18 protein-coding genes and 1 riboswitch are annotated in these 20468 nt (G+C 71.7%); of the genes, 14 read left to right on the forward strand and 4 right to left on the reverse strand.

All coding sequences use genetic code 11. The features are described from left to right. Positions 1 to 142 precede the first annotated feature (142 nt). From ACH35V_RS33780 to ACH35V_RS33815, 8 genes are all read left to right on the forward strand, one after another. The gene (locus ACH35V_RS33780) at positions 143 to 823 is read left to right on the forward strand and encodes a TetR/AcrR family transcriptional regulator (protein ID WP_395978810.1); all 681 of its coding nucleotides are present in this window, start codon (positions 143 to 145) and stop codon (positions 821 to 823) included. Between the two features lie 80 nt (positions 824 to 903). Further along, positions 904 to 1191 (forward strand): GlsB/YeaQ/YmgE family stress response membrane protein, encoded by a 288-nt coding sequence (locus ACH35V_RS33785; protein ID WP_395978812.1) that lies wholly within the window; start codon positions 904 to 906, stop codon positions 1189 to 1191. A gap of 287 nt (positions 1192 to 1478) precedes the next feature. Beyond that, positions 1479 to 1823, forward strand: a complete 345-nt coding sequence (locus tag ACH35V_RS33790) for a VOC family protein (RefSeq protein WP_395978814.1) — start codon at positions 1479 to 1481, stop codon at positions 1821 to 1823. 253 nt (positions 1824 to 2076) lie between these two features. Next, positions 2077 to 4161: a TerD family protein gene (locus tag ACH35V_RS33795; RefSeq protein ID WP_395978864.1), complete on the forward strand. Its 2085-nt coding sequence runs from the start codon at positions 2077 to 2079 to the stop codon at positions 4159 to 4161. 154 nt (positions 4162 to 4315) lie between these two features. Continuing rightward, positions 4316 to 4654 (forward strand): DUF485 domain-containing protein, encoded by a 339-nt coding sequence (locus ACH35V_RS33800; RefSeq protein ID WP_395978816.1) that lies wholly within the window; start codon positions 4316 to 4318, stop codon positions 4652 to 4654. A gap of 41 nt (positions 4655 to 4695) precedes the next feature. Continuing rightward, positions 4696 to 6315 (forward strand): cation acetate symporter, encoded by a 1620-nt coding sequence (locus tag ACH35V_RS33805; protein WP_395978866.1) that lies wholly within the window; start codon positions 4696 to 4698, stop codon positions 6313 to 6315. Positions 6316 to 6462: 147 nt separating this feature from the next. Beyond that, positions 6463 to 8553 (forward strand): S8 family serine peptidase, encoded by a 2091-nt coding sequence (locus ACH35V_RS33810; protein ID WP_395978818.1) that lies wholly within the window; start codon positions 6463 to 6465, stop codon positions 8551 to 8553. 145 nt (positions 8554 to 8698) lie between these two features. After that, positions 8699 to 9010: an SHOCT domain-containing protein gene (locus tag ACH35V_RS33815; RefSeq protein WP_395978820.1), complete on the forward strand. Its 312-nt coding sequence runs from the start codon at positions 8699 to 8701 to the stop codon at positions 9008 to 9010. A gap of 137 nt (positions 9011 to 9147) precedes the next feature. On the opposite strand, the gene ACH35V_RS33820 is transcribed toward ACH35V_RS33815, so the two are convergent. Further along, positions 9148 to 9756, reverse strand: a complete 609-nt coding sequence (locus ACH35V_RS33820) for a MarR family winged helix-turn-helix transcriptional regulator (RefSeq protein ID WP_395978822.1) — start codon at positions 9754 to 9756, stop codon at positions 9148 to 9150. 333 nt (positions 9757 to 10089) lie between these two features. Here ACH35V_RS33820 and ACH35V_RS33825 point away from each other — a divergent pair, with 333 nt between their 5' ends. From ACH35V_RS33825 to ACH35V_RS33835, 3 genes are all read left to right on the forward strand, one after another. Further along, complete coding sequence (locus tag ACH35V_RS33825; RefSeq protein WP_395978824.1) at positions 10090 to 10413, forward strand: DUF3263 domain-containing protein; 324 nt, start codon at positions 10090 to 10092, stop codon at positions 10411 to 10413. 127 nt (positions 10414 to 10540) lie between these two features. Next, positions 10541 to 11341, forward strand: coding sequence for a trehalose-phosphatase (gene otsB, locus ACH35V_RS33830; protein ID WP_395978868.1), 801 nt, complete (start codon positions 10541 to 10543; stop codon positions 11339 to 11341). Between the two features lie 177 nt (positions 11342 to 11518). Beyond that, positions 11519 to 12631, forward strand: coding sequence for a hypothetical protein (locus ACH35V_RS33835; protein ID WP_395978826.1), 1113 nt, complete (start codon positions 11519 to 11521; stop codon positions 12629 to 12631). Between the two features lie 130 nt (positions 12632 to 12761). Here the strand turns inward: ACH35V_RS33835 and ACH35V_RS33840 are convergent, their stop codons facing one another. Together ACH35V_RS33840 and ACH35V_RS33845 are read right to left on the reverse strand one after the other, a co-directional pair. Further along, positions 12762 to 13367, reverse strand: coding sequence for a PadR family transcriptional regulator (locus ACH35V_RS33840; protein WP_395978828.1), 606 nt, complete (start codon positions 13365 to 13367; stop codon positions 12762 to 12764). 149 nt (positions 13368 to 13516) lie between these two features. Then, positions 13517 to 15739 carry a serine/threonine-protein kinase gene (locus tag ACH35V_RS33845; RefSeq protein WP_395978830.1) on the reverse strand — a complete coding sequence of 741 codons (2223 nt, stop codon included), beginning with the start codon at positions 15737 to 15739 and terminating at the stop codon, positions 13517 to 13519. A 52-nt stretch (positions 15740 to 15791) separates the two neighbouring features. On the opposite strand from ACH35V_RS33845, the gene ACH35V_RS33850 reads away from it, so the two are divergent. Together ACH35V_RS33850 and ACH35V_RS33855 are read left to right on the forward strand one after the other, a co-directional pair. After that, positions 15792 to 16343: an RNA polymerase sigma factor gene (locus tag ACH35V_RS33850; RefSeq protein WP_395956918.1), complete on the forward strand. Its 552-nt coding sequence runs from the start codon at positions 15792 to 15794 to the stop codon at positions 16341 to 16343. A 126-nt stretch (positions 16344 to 16469) separates the two neighbouring features. After that, positions 16470 to 17495, forward strand: a complete 1026-nt coding sequence (locus tag ACH35V_RS33855) for a sulfotransferase family protein (RefSeq protein WP_395978832.1) — start codon at positions 16470 to 16472, stop codon at positions 17493 to 17495. Positions 17496 to 17552: 57 nt separating this feature from the next. On the opposite strand, the gene ACH35V_RS33860 is transcribed toward ACH35V_RS33855, so the two are convergent. Then, entirely contained in the window at positions 17553 to 19097 is a 1545-nt protein-coding gene (locus tag ACH35V_RS33860) for a trehalose-6-phosphate synthase (protein WP_395978834.1), read from the reverse strand. 115 nt (positions 19098 to 19212) lie between these two features. On the opposite strand from ACH35V_RS33860, the gene ACH35V_RS33865 reads away from it, so the two are divergent. Next, the gene (locus ACH35V_RS33865) at positions 19213 to 20205 is read left to right on the forward strand and encodes a cation diffusion facilitator family transporter (protein WP_395978836.1); all 993 of its coding nucleotides are present in this window, start codon (positions 19213 to 19215) and stop codon (positions 20203 to 20205) included. A 115-nt stretch (positions 20206 to 20320) separates the two neighbouring features. Then, a riboswitch (SAM riboswitch) is annotated at positions 20321 to 20462 on the forward strand. Positions 20463 to 20468: the final 6 nt, after the last annotated feature.

Raw genomic sequence — 20468 nt, forward strand, 5'->3', positions numbered from 1 at the left:
GTCTCCACTTATTTCAAGATCTTTCCAGTGGCTGGGCGGCGCGCGGTCCGGGACGACGCTATAGTCACAGATCTTGATAGTCAAGATTCGTGACCAAATACAATTGGAGGAGAATCCTCCGAATAGGGGCTACGCTGAGCGCATGGGCCAGCAGCCGAACACCGCCGAACGCCCGCTCCGCGCGGACGCCCGCGACAACCGCAACCGGATCCTCGCCGCCGCCGCCGAGGTGTTCGTCGAGCAGGGCCCGGCCGCGCCGCTGGAGGACATCTCCCGGCGCGCGGGCACCGGCATCGCGACGCTGTACCGGCGGTTCCCCGACCGCCAGGCGCTGACCAGGGCCGTCGCGCTGGACGCCCTGCAGCGCACCGCCGACGAGGCCCGCCTGGCACGGGACGAGGAGCCGTCCGCGTTCGCCGCCCTGGTCCGCTACATGCACCGCGTCCTGGACATCCGGATCGGCGCGGTGTTCCCCGTCCTGCTCAACGAGATCCCGTTCGACGACGCGGAGGTCGCGGCCGTCCGCGACGGCGGCGTCGCCGTCATGCAGGAGCTCGTCGCCACGGCCCAGGAGGACGGCGACCTGCGCGACGACGTCACGCACGCGGACATCGGGATGCTGCTCGTGCGGCTGTCCCGTCCACTGCCCGGCCCGATACCCCGCGATCTCGCCGAGCAGGTCGCGCACCGGCACCTCGACCTGCTCATCGACGGCCTGCGCGCCGCCGCCTCCGCCGGACGTCCGGAAGCGCTCGGCGGCCCGGCCCTGACGTTCGGCGACCTGCGGTCCATGGGCGACGAAAAGGCCTCGGCGAACGACTAACCCGACCGCGAATCTCCGCCTCCGAAACGGTGTGGCCTGCGACGATGTGACTGCACGTCCTGAATGGGCACAGGGACGGCATGAACATCACAGGCATCATCACCGCGATCGTCATCGGCGCGATCATCGGCGCGCTGGGGCGGCTGCTCCTGCCGGGCCGCCAGCCCATCGGCGTGATCCTGACCGTCCTCGTCGGCATCGCGGCCGCGATCGCCGGCACGGCCATCGCGCAGTCGGTCGGCGTGTCCACGACCAACGGGATCGACTGGATCGAACTGGTCTTCCAGGTCGGCCTCGCCATGCTCGGCGTCGCGCTGGTCGCGGGATTCAAAGCCCGCCGCAAACAACAGCGCCGCTCACCCCGCTGAGCCGGGCGTCGCCCGGCCGCGATCGTGAAGTCGAACACCACGCGCGGACGGCCCTCGACCGACCAGACCAGCCCGGCCGCCCCGTCGACGACGGCGGGACGCGCGGCGCGGGCGCGCCCGGAGAAGGACTCCGCCACGGCGGAGTCGGGGCAGGTCGTGGCCGGTGACGGCGGGCGCGCGGCCACGCCTCCTGGACGGCGTCGTCCGCCTCGCCGGACGACCCCGGCATCCGGTGGGCCACGGCGCGTGTCATGGCAGTGACCAGCGAGAACCACCAAGGAGCGATCATGAACGAGGGCATCAAGACGATCATCTACCCCGTCCAGGACCTGGAGAAGGCCAAGACCCTGTTCGGCCGCCTGCTGGGCGTCGAGCCCATCGCCGACGCGCCGTACTACGTGGGCTACGACATCGGCGACCAGCACGTCGGCCTCGACCCGAACGGCCACCGCCACGGGCAGAACGGCCCGACCGCCTACCACGACGTCGACGACATCGAGGGAACGATGAAGGCGCTGCTGGAGGCCGGAGCCGAGACGGTCCAGGACATCAAGGACGTGGGCGGCGGCAAGCGCACCGCCGTCCTGAAGGACCAGAACGGCAACATCATCGGCCTCACCCAGAACCCGTAACCCCCAGGGGCCGGACGGCGACCCCACTCCCACCCGCGCCGCCCGGCCCACTCCCACCCACCGTCCGCTCCGCCCGCCCTGCCGCACCGCCCGCCATCAGAGCTCGACGCTCCGTGGCCGGAGTCCGCCATTCTCCGAGGCGACCGATGTGACGCCCGCGCTCCGGTGACATGCTCGGACCAGCCGGCTCCCGGCTGTGATCTGACGATCACAGTGGCCAACCGGTCGAAACGGGGAGTGGCGCGTGCAGCAGATGCTCAAAGGGGCCAACGCCGGACTGGCCGACCTGACCGAGGCGACGGGGCCGGTCACGGTGGCGCTGCGGTGGGCGGACCCGTCCGGGAGCGGCGAGGCGGACGTGGCCGCGCTTCTCGTCGGGACGTCCGGCAAGGTCCGCGACGACAAGGACTTCGTCTTCTACAACCAGCCGTCCACCCCCGACGGCTCGGTCCAGTTGCTGGGGAAGTCGCCGACCGGCGGCGGCAGTGAGGACCGCATCCTGATCGACCTCGGCGCCTTTCCGCCGGACGTCGAACGGGTCGTCGTGACGGCCAGCCGGTACGCCGGGGCCACGTTCGGCGATCTGGACGACGTCGGCCTGACGCTCTTCGACAGCGCGGGCGCGGCCCTGCTGGGGTTCGACATCGGCGACGCCTCGTCCGAGACGGCCTTCGTCTTCGGCGAGCTGTACCGGAGGGGCGGCGGCTGGAAGTTCCGGGCGATCGGGCAGGGATACGAGACGGGCCTCGCCGGTCTTGCCGGCGACTTCGGAATCGCCGTCGAGGACGGTGATGAGACCGAGGACGCGGGTGAAGCCGAAGAAGCCGAGCGGCACGACGTCACCGACATCGCCGACATCGCCGACGGCGACGGCGAGGGCCGCGGGAAGCAACGGCAGAACGGTCAGACCGCGGCCGCCGACAAAACCGGCCCGGCGAAACCACTCGACAACGACTTGGCGAAAGCAGTCGGCACCGACTCGGCGAAAGTGCCTGCGGCCGCCGGCGGGCCTCGGGCCGATTCCGGGGGTGGCCGGCGGACCGGTCGCGTCCGGACGGCGAAGAAGCAGCGGAGCACCCTGCCGAAGACCGCCAAGGTCGATCTCGCCGATCACCCGTCCTGGCGCGGTGCGCGGCTGTTCGCGGTGTCGGGGCTGCGCAACGACCACGAGCGCGAGGCTCGCGCCACCTCGACGCTGCTGGCGGTGATGACGCAGGTCCCGGAGTTCGGGCGGCGGCTGACGGCCCGGCTCAACGCGCCCGCGGGGACCGTCCAGACGTTCGTCGAGACGCCGTTCAAACTCGGTGACGCCAAGGTCCGGCCGGACGGGGTGATCCGGGTGGCGCGGGCCGGAAGGATCTGGACGGCCCTCGTCGAGACGAAGACCGGCGGCAGTCCGCTCAAGGCGGACCAGGTCGAGGCGTATCTGGAGGTCGCCTCGCGGAACGGCTACGAGACCGTCATCACGCTGTCGAACGACCTCGCGCTGGACGGTGAGCATCCCCTCACGGTCGACAAGCGCCGGTTGCGCAAGGTGGCGTTGCGGCATCTGTCCTGGGCGGAGGTCGCGCATGAGGCGCACATGTTGTGCCATCACCACGGCCTCGCCAATCCCGTCCACACGTGGATGCTGGGAGAGCTGCTGCACTATCTGCGGAACGACGGCGCAGGGTGCCAGGGGTTCCAGGACATGGGGGCGTCGTGGGTGCCCCTGCGCAACGCCATCACGGCCGGCACGCTGCGTCCCGGCGACAGGCACGCGGATCGTGTGGCGGAGAGCTGGGAGAAGCTCATCAAGCAGCTGTGCCTGCGGTTGAGCGGCGAGACCGGGCTGAACGTCGCGCCGGTGACGCGGCGGAGGCGGAGCGGCGCCGCAGGGCACCGGGCGGACGTCGTGGCGTCCCTGATCGGGTCCGGGCGGATGGGCGCGGAGGTGCGGATGCCGGACGCGGCGGGGCCGGTGCGCGTCGAGGCGGACCTGAGGACGGGGCAGATCGAGACGACGGCCGAGGTGCCCGCGGCCGTCCGGGCCCGTGCGCTCACGCGGGTGCAGTCGCTCCTGCGGCGGCTGGCGGACGCGCCGCAGGAACTGCGCGTCGAGGCGCTGACGGACGGACGCGCCGAAGGCCCGTGCGACCTGCTCAGGAACCTGCGGAGCGAGCCGGGCCTGCTCGTCCCGGGCGGCGGCGAGGAGATCGCCTCGTTCCGGCTGACGCTGCCGACCGGCATGGGCGCCAAGCGGGGGACGGACGAGACGGGATTCGTCCGCAGCGTGGACGTCGCCGTGGACCGGTTCCACCGGCAGGTGCTCCAGGCGGTCGGCGCGGAGCAGGGCTGAACTGCCCCGGAGCAGGGCTGAACTGCCCCGGAGCAGGGCTGAACTGCCCCGGAGGTATGCATCTCGGCAAATGGGGGTTGTCGTCGGTGAAGATTTGATCTCATAGAGCGATCACAGAAGTGCGGAGAGTCACGTCGGGTCTAGGGGAGGCCAGATGGTGGGGGACTCGAAGGTCGCGGGACGCGAGCGGGGCGAGCGGGGGGCTCCTGCGGGGCAGTACGCGCCGATCGCGGGCTATGAGGCTTTTCGGTTGCTGAGGAGGAGGTATCGGCGGGTCGCGACGATCGTCGGGACCATGTTTCTCGGGTGGTATTTCGCGTATGTCGGACTGTCGGCGTTCGCCCGGGAGTTCATGGCGCGGCCGGTCGCGGGGCACGTCAACGTCGCGCTGCTGCTCGGCGGGCTGCAGTTCGTGTCGACGTTCGTGCTGGCGGGCGTGTACGTCGCGTACGCGCGGCGGCGCCTCGACCCGCTGGCCGGTGAGCTGCGGTGACGGGGTCCGCGCTGGTGTTCGGGCTGTTCGTCGCGTTCATCATGATCACCTTGGGGATCACGGTCTGGGCGCGGGCGAACACGCGCGGCGCCGACGACTTCTACGCGGGCGGACGGACGTTCTCCGGCCCGCAGAACGGGATCGCGCTCGCGGGCGACTACATGTCGGCCGCGTCGTTCCTCGGCATCGCCGGGATCATCGCGCTGTCCGGATATGACGGGTTCCTGTATTCGATCGGCTTCCTGGTGGCGTGGCTGCTGGCGTTGCTGCTCGCCGAGCTGATGCGCAACGCGGGCCGGTTCACGATGGGGGACGTCCTGTCGCGGCGGGTGCGGCGGCAGGCGCCGGTGCGGCGGGCGGCGGCCGTGTCCACCGTCACCGTTTCGGTGTTCTACCTGCTGGCGCAGATGGTCGGGGCCGGGGCGCTGGTGTCGCTGCTGCTCGGCATCCACCGGGGCGAACGGTTCCTCGGCATGTCCGCCGACGCCGCCGAGACGGTCACGATCGTCGTCGTGGGCGCGCTGATGATCTTCTATGTGGCGTACGGCGGGATGAAGGGCACCACCTGGGTGCAGATCATCAAGTCGGGCCTGCTGACGGCGGGCGCCGCCGTGCTGGCCGCGCTGGTGCTCGGCAGGTTCGGGTTCGACGTCAGCGCCGTGCTCGGCTCGGCGGCCGACGCGAGCGGGCAGGACGAGGCGTTCCTGCGCCCCGGCCTCCGCTACGGCCAGGACGTCCCCGGCGACGCCTACCAGACGATCGTCAACAAGCTCGACTTCATCAGCCTCGCGCTCGCGCTGGTGCTCGGCGCGGCGGGCCTGCCGCACATCGTCACGCGGTTCTTCACCGTCCCGGACGGGCCGACCGCCCGCAGGTCGGTGTCGTGGTCGATCGGGCTCGTCGGCGTCTTCTACCTGATGACGCCGCTGCTGGGCTTCGGCGCCGCCGCCCTGGTCGGACGGGACGAGATCGTCGCGCAGGACCCGTCCGGCAACACCGCCGTCCCGCAGCTCGCGCACGCCGCGGGGGAGCAGCTCGGCGGGCACCTCGCCGGCGACGTGCTGCTCGCGTTCGTCGGCGCGGTGGCGTTCGCGACGATCCTCGCCGTCGTGTCGGGGCTGGTGCTGGCGTCGTCCACGTCGCTGGCGCACGACTACTTCGGGCAGGTGCTGATGCTCGGCCGCCCGCGCGAGTCGCAGGAGGTGGCGGTCGCACGGTTCGCGGCGTTCCTCGTCGGCGCGCTGGCGATCGTCCTCGCGGTCGTCGCGCGGAACCTGAACGTCGCGTTCCTGGTGGCGCTGGCGTTCTCGATGGCGGCCGCCGCCAACCTCCCGGCCATCGTCCTGTCGCTGTTCTGGCGGCGGTTCAATTCCGCGGGCGTCGTCGCGGGCATCTACGGCGGGCTGATCAGCTCGCTGGTGCTGGTGGTCTTCTCGCCCGTCGTGTCGGGGAAGACCGACCCGGCGACGGGCGAGAGCCTCTCGCTGTTCCCCGCGCACATCGACTTCCACCTCTTCCCGCTGGAGAACCCCGGCATCGTCGCGATCCCGGTCGGGTTCGCCTGCGCGGTCGCCGGGACCCTGTTCGGACGGGAGAAGGCCGACCGGGAACGCTACGACGATCTTTCCGTGCGGGCGCTCACGGGGGCGGGCGCGCCCTGACGTCGCGGTGTGACGGAGAGTGAGAAGCATGCTGTCCGGGAGCGTTCCCTAATGTGCCGAGTGCCCCGGCCGGGACGGGTTTCGCGTGGCACAATGTCAACCCGCCGTGGAGCGCGGCAAAATGCCGGGGAGGGGAGGTGCGGCGGCGTGTCCGAAGCCGGCCGACGCCGTCCGGCGGCCGCGCGGGCGACCGCGGCCCTCTCCGTGCTGGCGCTCGGCGCCGCGGTGGCCGTGCCGGTGGCGACCGCCCCGGGCGGGCTCGCGGCGCAGCGGACGGCCCGCGGCGCGTCCGCCGCGGCGCCGATGGGCGCGGCGGCCGACCAGATCCGCGCCCGCGAATGGCATCTGGACGTCCTGCGCGCCACGAAGGCGTGGAAGTACTCCAAGGGACGCGGCGTCACCGTCGCCGTCCTCGACACCGGCGTCGACCAGCGCCATCCCGACCTCACCGGACAGGTCGTCAACGGCCCCGACCTCACCGGCGGCGTGCGGCGTCCCGGCACCCGCTACTGGGGACTGCACGGGACGTCGATGGCGAGCATCATCTCCGGCCACGGTCACGGGACCGGGCTGTCGCAGGGGATGATGGGCGTCGCGCCGCAGAGCCGGGTCCTGTCCGTCCGCGTCACGCTGGAGAACGACGACCCGCTGCGCCGCGACGGCGAGCAGCAGGCGGGCGGCGCCGAGCGCGACGCCGTCGCGCAGGGCATCAGGTACGCGGTCGACCACGGCGCGAACATCATCAACATGTCCCTCGGCGGCGGCCGCCAGTTCTACGACGGCACCGCCTCGCAGGAGAGCGCGATCAAGTACGCGCTGGGCAAGGGCGTCATCCTGATCGCGTCGGCGGGCAACGACGGCTCCGGTGCCAACCGCAAGAACTTCCCCGCCGCCTACCCCGGAGTGATCGCGGTCGGCGCGCTCGACCGCAGGCTGCGCCTCTGGAAGGACAGCAACCGGCGCTCCAACGCCGCGATCTGCGCGCCCGGCGTCGACATCGTCAGCGCCGACGCGCGGAACGGCTACGTCGTCGGGACGGGCACGAGCGCCTCGTCGGCGATGGTCGCGGGCGTCGCCGCGCTCGTGCGGTCCCGGTACCCGAGGCTGAGCCCCGCCGAGGTGCGGCAGGCCCTGATCCAGGGCTCCCCGGCGCGCGCCGGCCACCCGACGGGGTCGCCGGACTGCCGCGGGACGGTCGACGCCCTCCGGACGCTCATCGCCGCGCACACGATCAACAAGACGTCCAGCGGGCCGGTGGAGTCGCCGCCGCCGTCCTCGTCCCCTGAGCCGGCCGCGCAGTCGTCCGGGGAGGGGCCGGGGCTGCTGCTTCCGCTCGTCCTGGGCGGCGGCGGGCTGCTGGTCGTCCTCGGGCTCGTGCTCGGCTGGCGGCAGCGGCGGCGTCCGGAGGACGACGGCCCCGACACCGACGCCGTCCCCGACTACGGCCTGCCGTCCGCGCCGGCGGTTCCGCGCGAACCCGCGGCCGTCGTCCCGTCCGGCGCGCCCTCGTTCGCCTCGACGGCCGGGGAGCCGGCGCCGGAGATCGCTCCGGAGATCGCGCCGGTCAGCGTCCCGCTCTGGCAGAGCACCGAGGTGCACCCCCGCCCGTCCATACCGGACATCCCACCGGCGGATCCGTCGCCCTTCGACGCGCCCCCGCCCGTGCCCGCGGACGCCCCGCCGTCCGACCCCGTGGACGGCTCGTGGGGCGCCCTGTCCTGGGACACGGAATCGTGGGATACGGAATCGTGGGATGCGGACAGCGCGTCCGACCTCGGTTCGCCTCCCGAGCCGCCGCTGAAGGAGCCGCCGATCCTGTCGAGCGAGCTGCGTCCGTTCGACCCCGGCGAGTTCTTCGCGAACGGCCTGAACGGGCACACCGCGGCCAACGGCCACAACGGCGAGCACCTGAACGGGACCAACGGCTCGTCCAGAGGCGATGACCCTCTCTCCGACGACGACTGGGAAGCGTTCCGGCGGAGTTCTCTCGAAAGCTCGGAACCGTCCGGAGGCGGCTTCACCGCCCCCCTCCCCGCCGTCCCGCCAGAGGACGCGTCCGTCGAGGAGCCGACCGGCACGTTCCCTGCCGTCCCGTCCGTCCCGTCCGACGAGGAACCGCCGCCCGGCCCCGTCCAGCCCCCGGACGCCGCCGACTGGCCGGCCGACGAGCCGCGTGGACGCCACTCCCGGCGCTCACCCTCCTCCGACGACGAGGACTACCGGCCGCCCTGGTGGTGAGCTGACGAACGCCCGCGGGTGAAGCGGAACAGCCCGCGCTACTACGCCGGGCGTATCGCGGGAGCCTCCGGCCAGACGATGCAGGCCCCCGTACCGGTCGCCGAACATCGACTCATCCGAACAACACAGGAAGGGTCGATGAACCATGTTGACGACATTGGCGACGCAGGTGACGACGGCGATGCACCCGGGCGGCGGCGGCCCCTGGAACGACGGCGGGGACGCCCCGGCCTTCTGGCCGGTGTTCCCGATCACGTTCGGCCTGTTCTGGCTGGCCGTGCTGGGGACGGCGTTCTACCTGATCCGCCGCCGCATGAACTCCAGCGCCACCGCGGCCGCGTCCGCGTCCGACCCGCTGGCCAAGGCGCAGTCGGTCCTGGCCGAGCGTTTCGCCCGCGGCGAGATCGACGAGGACGAGTACCTCATGCGCATCTCCACCCTCCGCAACGGAACCTGACCCGAGCCCACCCAGAGGCCGGGCACCGCGACCCAGCGACACCCAACGTCGCGACACCCGCGGTGCCCGGCCTCGCTGGCAGGGGAAGGCCGTGGGTGAGGCGGGACGGTGGTCGCTGGTGCCGCGTGCCGGTGGACCTAGTCGGTGGCGGCGGCCGCTTTGAAGATCTCGTCGACGCCGTCCGAGTACCTCGGCACTCGGGCGGCGGCGTCCGCGAAACGGGTGAGGAGCCGGGCGAACTCGGCTCGTTCGGCCGTGGACCAGCCGGTCATGAGCTCGTCGAGGTAGGCGCGGCGGAACCGGTCGGCGACCTGCTTGACTCGGCGTCCCGCCTCGGTCAGCGCGAGGTTGGCGCGGCGCGCGTCGACGGGGGAGGGGCGCCTGGACAGGAGCCCGGCGTCGATGGCGTGGCCCACCAGCCGGCTCGCCGTGGACGGATCGATCTCCAGCCGCTCCGCGACGGCGCCGACGGTGATCTCGAAGGACGACTCGTCCGCGGCGTCCGCGGCGTCCGGGGCGTCCGGGGCGTCCGCGTGTTCCGCGGCGGTGGTGAGGGCGGCGACGGCGTTCACCACCATCAGGTTGGAGATCTGCAGCGGCCGCTCGCCGGGCGTCTGCGCGCGGATCCGCTTCATGAGGTCGGGCTTGGCCCAGACGCGGCGCAGATGGAACAGGGCCGCCCCGATGTCCGCGAGGACGGGGTCGGTGAGCTCCTCGCGGCCCGTGGCGGAGGTGTCCGTCGGCATGCAAGGTCTCCGTTTCGTCCCGTCATGGCGGAGGCCGGACGCTGCGAATCCCCAACTCTAACGCATGTAGTGTGCATATGTTCAGGGACTGTTGGGACGGACGTTCGCCCTGTGACACACGGCGTTGAAGATCCCCAGGTGAAGGGGGATGTGATGCACTGAACCACCGGCCGCCGTTCCCCGGGAACCGCCGGAACTTGTCGGCGCGGACGCGTAACATGACACCCGCCCGAACCCGGACGACCCGGGATCAGTAACCACAGAGGGGACCTGATGCGAGCGGCGAACGCCCCCGGTGACCCCCGCGGTGACGTCCCCCCACAGGACGGAAGCATGGACGATGCCCCTGCCGTACAACCCGTGACCGACGAAGAAGGCGCGGTCGACGACGCCGCCTTCCCCCCGGATCTGCTCTCCGAGCGCGACCGCCGCATCCTCGCCTTCGAGCGGCAGTGGTGGAAGTACGCCGGAGCCAAGGAGCAGGCCATCCGCGAGAATTTCGACATGTCCGCGACGCGGTACTACCAGCTCCTGAACATCCTGATCGACCGACCCGAGGCGCTGGAGTGCGACCCCATGCTCGTCAAGCGCCTCCGCCGGATGCGGACGCAGCGGCAGCGCAGCCGGGCGGCGCGCCGGCTCGGCATCCGCCCCTGACCCGTCCCCCTGACGGGCACCGGACCTTCCTGGAGCCTCACGTCCTCGGACGGCGCGCCACGCAGCGCGTCCCTGGCGACACGCCAGGCGAAGAAGGTTCACTGGTCCTGTGAACTCTCCCCGCTCCATGACGGCCGCCGGTTCCGGCGGCCTCGACGCGATCCGCAAGACCCCGGCCGAGGCCGTGCTCGGCTTCGACTTCGACGGCACGCTCGCGCCGATCGTCGACGACCCGGCCTCGGCCAGGGCCCATCCGGGCGCGGCCCCGGCGCTGGCGCGGCTCGCCCCGCTGGTCGGCGCCGTGGTGATCGTCACCGGACGTCCCGCCGCCGTGGCCGTCGAGTACGGCGGGTTCGAGGGCGTCGACGGGCTCGTCGTCCTCGGGCAGTACGGGCTCGAACGCTGGGAGTCCGGCGTCCTGACCGAGCCCGACCCGCCGCCCGGCGTCGCCGAGGCGCGCGCCAAGCTGCCCGGCGTCCTCGCGGCGGCGGGCGCCCCGCCCGAGACCTTCGTCGAGGACAAGGGGCAGGCGCTCGCCGTGCACACCCGCCGCTGCGCCGAGCCGGAGGTCGCGCTCGAACGGCTGCGGAGCATCCTCGCCGCGCTCGCCGAACGCACCGGGCTCGCCCTGGAGCCGGGACGCCTCGTCCTCGAACTGCGCCCGCCCGGCATGGACAAGGGGATGGCGCTGCGCACGTTCGTCGGCGAGCGCGGGGGGCGCCCGTCCGCCGTCCTGTTCGCCGGGGACGACCTCGGCGACCTCGCCGCGTTCGACGCCGTCGAGTCGCTGCGCGCGGAGGGCGTGCCCGGCGTGCTGGTCTGCAGTGGATCCACCGAGGTCACGGCACTGGCCGAACGGGCGGACCTGGTGGTGGACGGGCCGTCCGGCGTCGTCGGCCTCCTGGAGTCGCTCGCCGACTCGTTCTGACCGGGACCGCCGACCCCTCCCGTTGTCGGAGGAGTGACAAGAACCGCGTGCCGATTCGTCGGATTTCGCGCGACCTCTGGGGCGAGCGTGGACCGTACGTCCAATTGAGTCAAAATATGGTGTATTGCGGCATATGTGGTTCACGGGGGACCGCGCACGACCACGGGGAGGTTGACGGTGGACACGGAATCGGGAGTCCCGCGCCGTCCGGGCGACGTCAGTCACACGCCTCCCCATGCCGTCCCCGCCAAGGCCACGCCCAGGGACGGCACCCCGATCCACCCCGGACGCTCCCCGCAGCCGTCACCGCCGACCGGGCCCATCCCGCCGGGCGCTCCGTCACGTCCGATCGTCCACCCGCCGTCCACCCCGGAAGCTTCACCGACCCCGCCCAAGCCTTCGCCGACCCCGCACAAGCAAGGCCCGCAGCCGACCGACAAGTTCGTGGCCGGCCGTCCACCTGAGCCGCCTGAACGTAGCGGCGACGCGCTGTGGACGGGGGTCCCCGAGGCTCAGGACGCCTTCATGGAGCCGGACGAGCCGCTGTCCGCGACCGGGCCGATGGGCGTCCGCGAAACGAGCGGCGTGCAGGTGCGGCTCGGATCGCGACGGCGGGCCCGGCAGGGCACGACGCGCCGGACGGGTGGACGTCGCGGCGGGCTCGCCGCGGCGGGCGTTCTCGTCCTGGCGGGACTGATCACGGTCGGGCTCGTCCTGACGCGCGGATCCGGGGACGGCGACACCGCCACCGGACCGGCGGCCGGAGCGAAGGGCCCGGACGTGCCGCTGCCCCGCGCCGGGAAGGCCATCGAGGTCGGCACGGCCGACGGCGCCAAATACCGGATCGCGGCGGTGGGCAGCGGAGTGGCAGACGGCGTGGTGACGACGTTCCAGTCACCGCCGTCCGGGACGTCGTTCGCCTACGTCGAGTACCTCCTGACGAACCCGACGAACCAGAAGGTGCTGCTCGACTTCCCCGGCGACGTGTTCGTCAAGCGCGCCCTGGTCGCGCCGGACGCGCGGGGACGCTGCATGCCGCAGGCCGGCGTCCCCGAGGACATGTGCACTCCGCCGACCAAGAGCCGGGTCGTGCGGCGGCTGAGCGGCGGCGAGCCGATGCCGGGCGAGGGCGGCGACACGTACATGCCGCCGGGCGCGACGTATTTGGTGCGGGCCACGGTGGACGTCCCCGTCCAGCGTGAGATCTCCCGCAGGGACATGGGGCTGTACGTGTGGAAGCAGCTCTACATGGCCGACCAACTGGCGAAACAGGCCCCGTTCCCGCGCTGACGCAGAACCGCCGCGGCTGTCACAGCCGCGGCGGTTCCAATCGGGCACGTTTCCGGCCCGGTGCGTTTCCAGTCGGTCGAGTTCCGGGCGAGGCGGGCCTGGGTCGCTCCGCGTTCATCCGGCATCGGGCCTATTCGGCTTCGGGGTCGTCGGCGAGGATGCCGTAGAGGCGGCGGCGGGAGTCGTTGACGACGTCCAGCGCACGCGCCTTCTGGGCCTCGCTGCCGACCGCCATGACCTGCTGGAGCGCGACCATCAGCTGGCCGATGGCCTCGCGTCCGCGCATGACGTTCTCGCCGGCGGCCTCGGTGACCTCGTCCCAGGGGACGGTGGTCTGCGCCGACGCCTCCTCGCGGCCCGCGTCGGTGAGCGAGAACAGGCGCTTGCCGCCGTCCTCCTGGCTGGTGACCAGGCCCTCGTCCTCCAGCATCTGGAGGGTGGGGTAGACCGAGCCGGGGCTCGGACGCCAGACGCCGCCGGTGCGTTCGTCCAGCTCCTGGATCATCTCGTAGCCGTGCATGGCCCGCTCGGCGAGCAGGGCCAGCAGGGCCGCGCGGACGTTCCCGCGCCGGGCCCGCCGCCCGCGTCCACCGCGTCCGCGATGGCCGGGACCGGGACCGAAGCCGGGTCCGCCGCCCGGGCCGCCGGGACCCCACGCTCCGAACGGATCCCCGCGGCGCTCGCGCTCCTGGGGTCCCCGGAAGCCGCCGCGCCTTCTCATCTTGTGCTCGTGCATCGCAGTCTCCTTCATTAGTGATCGGTTGCGATGCATTAACGATATATCGGAAACAGGTCGCGATGCAACACCTGGGTAGCACGAAGAGAGCGCAGGGCACCATGACCGCTGCGATCTGGCAGGTCAGAAGGGGTGAGGGAGGGCTGTCGTCAGGGGCCGGTGACCTTCAGGCTGTCGAGGATGTCCTTCGTCGCCTCGCGGTCGTCGGTCTCCTTGACGCGAATCCACAGCCCGAACTTGCCCGACTTGTCGCGCAGGCCGACCTCGGTGACCGACGGCGTGCCGACCTTGCAGGCGGTGAAGCGCATGATCGTCCCGCTGAGGGCCTTGTCCGGAGTGGTGTAGTTCTCCGGCTCGGCCTTCGTGCACTGCGCGTGGACGGACACGCTCGGCGGCGGCAGCTGGCCGGGCCGCACGTCCGTGGTCACGCCGATGAAGACCCCCGGGCCCTTGCCGTCGCCCAGGAACGCCGCCTTGTTCGGCGTCGCGCGGAGCACCGGGCGCGGCTGGGCGTCGTTGAGGTTGACGGTGGACGGCGACCACGTCGACTCCGCCGTGCCCTTCGGCCAGACCTTCGGCACCGCGGCCTTGATCTTGCCCGTGTCGTGGGCTATCGCGACGAAGTCCTGCGGTATCCCGGGCGTCTTCTTCTTGTCCTTGCCGCCGCCTCCGTCGTCGCCGGAGAACAGCACGCCGAGGGTCAGGCCGCCGATCAGCGCGACCACCAGGACGACCACGGTGATGATCAGCGGCGTGACGAACTTCTTCGGAGCTCCGCCGCCACCGCCACCGCCGCCGGGCGGCCCGGACGACCCGCCGCCGCCCCGAAGCCTGCTCAGCAGACCGGACTTACCGCCAGGGCCCTGCCCCCCGCCCTGGACCGGCCCCGGAGGTGCCTGGAACCCGGTGGGCGGCGGCGGAACCTGCTGGCCGCCATAAGGATGCGGGCCGCCCGGCCCCGGACTCTGGCCCGGACTCGGAGCCTGACCCGGACCTTGGCCGGGGCCCATCGGCTGGACGCCCTGTGGCGTGCCGTTCTGCGGAGACTGCATGGGGAACACGGCCGTGTTGCCGTCGCTGGTACCGCCGCCGCCCTGCCCGGCGCCACCGGGGCCACCGGGGCCAGGCGGATGCACAGGCGCTGGATACGGGGCTTGCATCGGTGCCGGACGGCCGTTGTCGGGAGCGGTCGCCGGCTCTCCCTGCCCGAACGGCGTGGCACGTCCGCTCGGCTCGTCCACGACCGTCTGCTCGCCGTCCTGCCGGCCGGGCGGGAGGCGCATCTCGGACGTGCGCGCGTCGTCCTCCGCGGGCTGGTCGAACCGCGTCTGCATGTCCCGCGGCCCGCCACCCGCCCCCTGACCTTGCCCGGCCCCCTGACCTTGCCCGGGCGCCTGACCTTGAACAGGCGCCGACGCCTGCCCAGGGGAGGGTGACTGCGCTGGTGCCTGCGCCGGGCCGGGCGGACGGATGAGCTTCCCGTCGCGGTAGAAGTCCTGGACGGTCGCGTCCGCGTCGATGTGCGGCACCGAAGGCACGTACGACGGCGCGGCCACGCTGGACGCCGGGGCGGGCGCCGTCGTCGGACGCAGCGTGGACAGCGCCTCGGCGAACGCCTCCGCGGTCGGCCACCGCTTCTCCCGTTCGACCTCAAGGGCCCGCAGCACCACCTGGTCGAACGCGGCCGTCACGCCCTCGCGCAGTTCGCTCGGCGGCGACTTGACCGGCGCCGGGCCCGGAGCGCGTCCGGTGAGCATGTGGTAGGTCAGCGCGCCGAGACCGTACACGTCGGCGCGGACGTCCAGGCCGCCGCCGAACCTCGCCTGCTCCGGCGACATGTATCCGGGCGTCCCGACCGGCAGCGTGAACGCCCCGGACGCGTGCGCGAGCGCCTTCGCCAGCCCCAGGTCGGCGATCAGCAGCTTCTCGCCGCCGTCCGCGGTCGACTGGAACAGCACGTTGGACGGCTTCAGATCGCGGTGGATCACGCCCAGCGTGTTGATCACCTCGACGCCGTACGCGATCTCCTCGGCGAGCGCGACCGCCTCGCTGACCGGAAGTGGCCGCTCACGCATGCGGTCGCCGAGCGTCCCGCGGTCGGCGTACGACATCACGAAGTAGGGCCGTCCGTCAGGCAGCTCCCCGATGTCGTGCACGCGGACCAGCCGCTCCGAGTCGGCGCGGCGCAGGATGCGGGCCTCCTCCAGGAAACGGTTGCGCACATCGAGATCGTCGATCAGGCTTCCGGACAGGACCTTTATGGCCACCTGGGAGTCCAGGGCATCGTCGTGACCCAGCCATACAGAGGCGAACGCCCCCGAACCCAGGACGCGGTCGATCCGGTAACGGCCTACTGATGGTGGGAAAGACACTCCCGTATCATCCCAACAACGGGGTGAGTGTGCGAACAAGCATTGAGGCGGCATGGCATTCGACGAGAGGACCGAGGAGCTGGCGGTCAAGGCCGCGGCGGGCGACCAGGGCGCCCTGAATGAGCTCCTCCGCAAGATCGAGCCGGACGTCCTGCGGCACAGCTCCCGCTTCCTGCCCTGCCGGCAGGACGCCGAGGAGGCATGCCAGGACGCGTTGCTGCAGGTCGCGCGGAACATTCACCGGTTCGAGGGCCGGTCGAGGTTCAGCACGTGGCTGCACGTCGTCGTCGCCAACTCCGCCCGCTCCACCTACCGGTCGCTGAAGCGCCGCTCGGTGGAGCAGGCGGGCGAGCTCCCGCAGCAGCGCCCGGACCCCCGCCGGACCAGCGTCATCGCCGGTTCCCGCGTCGACATCCTGGACGCCATGGAGGACCTGGAGGCCCGCAAGCCGGACCTCATCCAGGCCCTCGTCCTGCGGGACGTGTCCCAGCTGGAGTACGCGGAGATCGCCGAGCAGCTCGGGCTGCCGCTCGGCACGGTCAAGTCCCGCATCCACGAGGCGCGCAAGCAGGTCAGGCAGACACTGGGCGACTCCTACAGCTGACCCACCAGGCGCGAACGCGCGTAGACGGAACACGGCGCCCGACCCCGTCAAACGTCGGTAATCGGACGGCAACGGTGCGTCCATCATCCCGGCCGCCGGCGGGGCGGTTGAGCCACCATGCCGTGCATGTCATCAGGCCCGGACCCCCGCCACGACCGTCCGATCTTCATCCTCGGGTGTCCTCGCTCGGGGACGACGCTGCTCCAGCTGATGCTGCACGCGCATCCCCGCCTCGCGATCCCGGTGGAGACGAAGTTCCTCCTCCCGGCCTATACGGCGAGGTGCGAGTTCGGTGACCTGGAGGTCAGGGAGAACAGACGGGCGCTGGCGGAGTGGATCACGGCCGACAGGTCGACCAAGTTCCACGCGCTCGGCCTGGACGCCGCCGAGGTCGCCGACGAGATCGTCGCCGGGCCGCCCACGCTGGGCTCGGCGATCGGCGTCGTGTTCCGCGCGTACGCGCGCCGGTTCGGCAAGCCGCGCTGGGGCGACAAGCGTCCGAGCTACTTCCGGCACGTCGGCGCGCTGCTGCGGATGTTCCCGGACGCGCAGTTCGTCCACCTCGTCCGGGACGGCCGGGACTGCGTCGCCTCGCTCCTGGAGATGCCCTGGTACGACCAGGACCTCCACCACGCCATCTGCATCTGGCGGGAGGCCATCGACCGCGGCCGCCGGCTGGCCGACCGCCTCGGCTCCGACGCCTACTACGAACTGCAGTACGAGCGTCTCGTCGCCGACCCGGCCGACGAGCTGACCAGGCTCTGCGGGTTCCTCGGCGAGGAGTACGACCCGGCGATGACGAACCCCGGCGGCGTCGCGAAGAAGACCGTCTCGCCGCGGAAGAAATGGCACGGGCGGACGAAGGACGCCGTCACCACCACCCGCGTCGGCTCGTGGGCGCAGCGCCTCGACTCCCAGCAGATCAGCCTGGCGGAGGCCGCGTTCGGCGAGCGGCTCGCCGAGTACGGGTACGAGCCGAGCGGCCTGCCCAAGCCGCCCGCGTCCCAGCTCACCCGCTTCGCCAAGGTCAGCACCCACCGCCGCATGGCGCAGAGCAAGGCGGCACTACGCGAACGCTGGAAACAGCGCCACGAACCCAACTCGGTCGAATGCCTCCTGACCCCAGAACCCGCCCGGGCCACCACCGCCTAACGCACGCAGGCCGTTAGCCGAGGGCCGTCGCCAGCCAAGGACGGGCGTCGGTCGGGGCTAGTCGAGGGCGGCGAGCTGGTCGGCGAACCAGCGCTGCGGTGGGAGGGCGGTCGCGGCAGCGGCGAGGCGTCCGCAGCGTTCGGACCGTTCGTTCCGCGGCATCAGCAAGGCGCGGTGCAGGGTCTCGGCGGTCTGTGACACGTCGAATGGGTTGACGGTCAGCGCGTCGTCGGAAAGCTCTGCCGCCGCGCCCGCCTCCCTGGACAGAACGAGCGCGCAGCCGCGTTCCGACAGGACGGGCCCCTCCTTCGCGACCAGGTTCATCCCGTCCCTGATCGGGTTGACGAGCAGCACGTCCGCAAGGCCGTACGCGGCGAGCGAGCGCGGATAGTCGTCGTTCACCTGGAGGATCAGCGGATCCCAGTCCGCCGTGCCGAACTCCTCGGTGATCTGCTTCGCCGTCCGCTCGACGGCGGCGGTGTACTCCCGGTACTCGGGCAGGTCATAGCGGGACGGGTACGCGAACGCCAGATGCACCACACGTCCACGCCACTCGGGATGGTTGACGAGCAGTTCACGGTAGGCAGCGAGCCCACGCACGATGTTCTTGGAGAGTTCCGTCCGGTCGACACGCACGATGAGCTGACGGCCGCCCACCTGTTCACGCAGCGCGCGCGCCCGTTCCGCGACGTCCTGTTCGGCGGCGCGTTGGCGCAACGCCGTCCCGTCGACACCGAGCCCATGGAAGCCTACGCGCGTGACGTGTCCCGAACAGGTGACCGTACGGGCCGCACGGTCAACGCGTGCACCCGGCAGCATTTCGCAACAGTCGAGGAACGCGGACGCCCATCGCTCGGTGAGGAACCCAGCATGGTCGGCGCCGAGGATGCCCAGAAGGATCTGCGAGCCAATGTCGTCAGGGAGCAGCCGGTAGTACTCAGGCGGCGCCCAAGGCGTGTGCGAGAAGTGCACGATTTTCAGGTCGGGACGCCGCTCCCGCAGCATCTGCGGTGCCAGCGACAGGTGATAGTCCTGGATCGCGGCCTTCGCCCCTGGCGCGGCGTCACGCGCCAGAGCATCTGCGAACGCCGCGTTGTACGCCTCATACGACTGCCAGTCGCGGCGGGCGCGAGCGTCGAAATGCGGGCTGCGCGGCGTGTCGTACAGAAGGTGGTGGACGAACCACAGCGTCGAGTTGGCAACGGCGTTGTAGGCACGGTGGAACGTCCCCTCGGGGATGTCCAGCATCCGCACTGCCGCACCACCCGTCTCGTACCCCGCGAGGTCGATACGGCCGTCCGGCGAACGTCGAGCAGCCGTTCGGTCGGCCTCACCCAAGCTCGCACACACCCAAAGCACACCCGGAGCGTCCGCAGACGCCCTCGCGCCCTCCGCATCCGCAGCCGCCTCCGCCTCGGCCTCTGCAGACGGCATCGAACGCGCCCCTGCGCCAAGCACCGGACCGGGTTCCCGTGCCGCGCCCGTCACAGCGGCCAGACCCGACACAAGCCCGCCGCCCCCACGCCGCATGGTGAGCTCCCCGTCCTCCGACAGCGAGAACGACACCGGGCCGCGGTTCGACGCCACCAGCACTTGGCTCATACCGGCAGGGTCTCAGTTGGCGTGGAGGCCCTTCAAAGCGACCCACACGCCGCACCCGACACCCACCGCCCGGCCGGCAGCGATTAGTGGGCAAAGCGGCGGGTAGCCGTCCGAGATGAGCAGGTCCGAGACGACGAAGACCGTGCTCGTCGCCGGTGCGGCGAACCTCATCCTCGCGATCACCAAGCTCATCGCCGGGCTCCTGGCCGGGTCCAGCGCGATGCTCGCGGAAGGCGCGCACTCCGTGGCGGACACCCTCAACCAGAGTTTCCTCCTCGCCTCCCTGCGGCGCAGCGAACGTCCTCCCGACCGGCGCCACCCGTTCGGATACGGCAACGAGCGGTACGTCTGGTCGCTGCTCGCCGCATTCGGGATCTTCGTGGCCGGAGCCGGGTTCTCCGTCTTCGAGGGCGTCCTGACCATGACGGGCCACGGCGGCACCGGGACGAGCGTGTGGCTGGCCTACGCCGTCCTCGCGCTCGCCTTCGTCCTGGAGGGGACGTCCTGGATCCGCGCCTTCCACCAGGCGCGCAAGGAGACCCGCGACAACGGCCGCGACCTCGTCGACCACGTCCGCCGCTCGCCCGACGTCACGTTCAAGACCGCGCTGTTCGAGGACACCGCCGCGATGATCGGCCTCGCGCTCGCCGCCGCCGGGCTGACGCTCCGCGAGATCACCGGCTCCGGCTTCTGGGACGGTCTCGCGTCCGTCCTGATCGGCCTGCTCCTCGTCGTCCTGGCGGTGTCGATCGGACGCGAGAGCGTCGGCCTGCTCATCGGCCAGGCCGCCGATCCGGCCGCGCAGCGCCGCATCCGCGCCGAGATCACCGGCGCTCCCGGCGTGACCGGCGTGGACGAGCTGCTCACCATGCATTTCGGCCCCGAGCGGATCCTCGTCGCCGCCAAGGTCCACTTCTCCGACGACATCAGCGCCGACGAGGCCGAGGACGTCGCAGGCGACATCGACCGGCGGCTCAGGGACCGGATCCCGGACATCGGCCACGTCTTCCTCGACCCCACCCAGCACCCCGCCGACGCCGCTCAGCACCCCGCTGACGCCGCCCGGGGCCCCACCGAAGCCGCCCGCCGCACCGAGGAACACGCGTGATCAAGAAGGCGCCCGGGTAACGTCTCAATCGACGGACCCACCTGTCTGGCATCCGGTCAGATCAGGTAAAGTCACGCATACGAGCGCTCAGCGCTCGTGGCTCACAACTGAATATCGCTCATCCAGAGGGGTGGAGGGACCGGCCCGACGAAGCCCCGGCAACCACCCGGCTCAGGCGTACTCGCGATCCTGCGGGGCCGGCCGGGAGATGGTGCCAACTCCGGCCTGCGACCAAGGTGGCGCAGGAAAGATGGGAAGAAAGG

The organism is Actinomadura sp. 1N219, assembly GCF_044326405.1.
Lineage (GTDB): Bacteria > Actinomycetota > Actinomycetes > Streptosporangiales > Streptosporangiaceae > Spirillospora.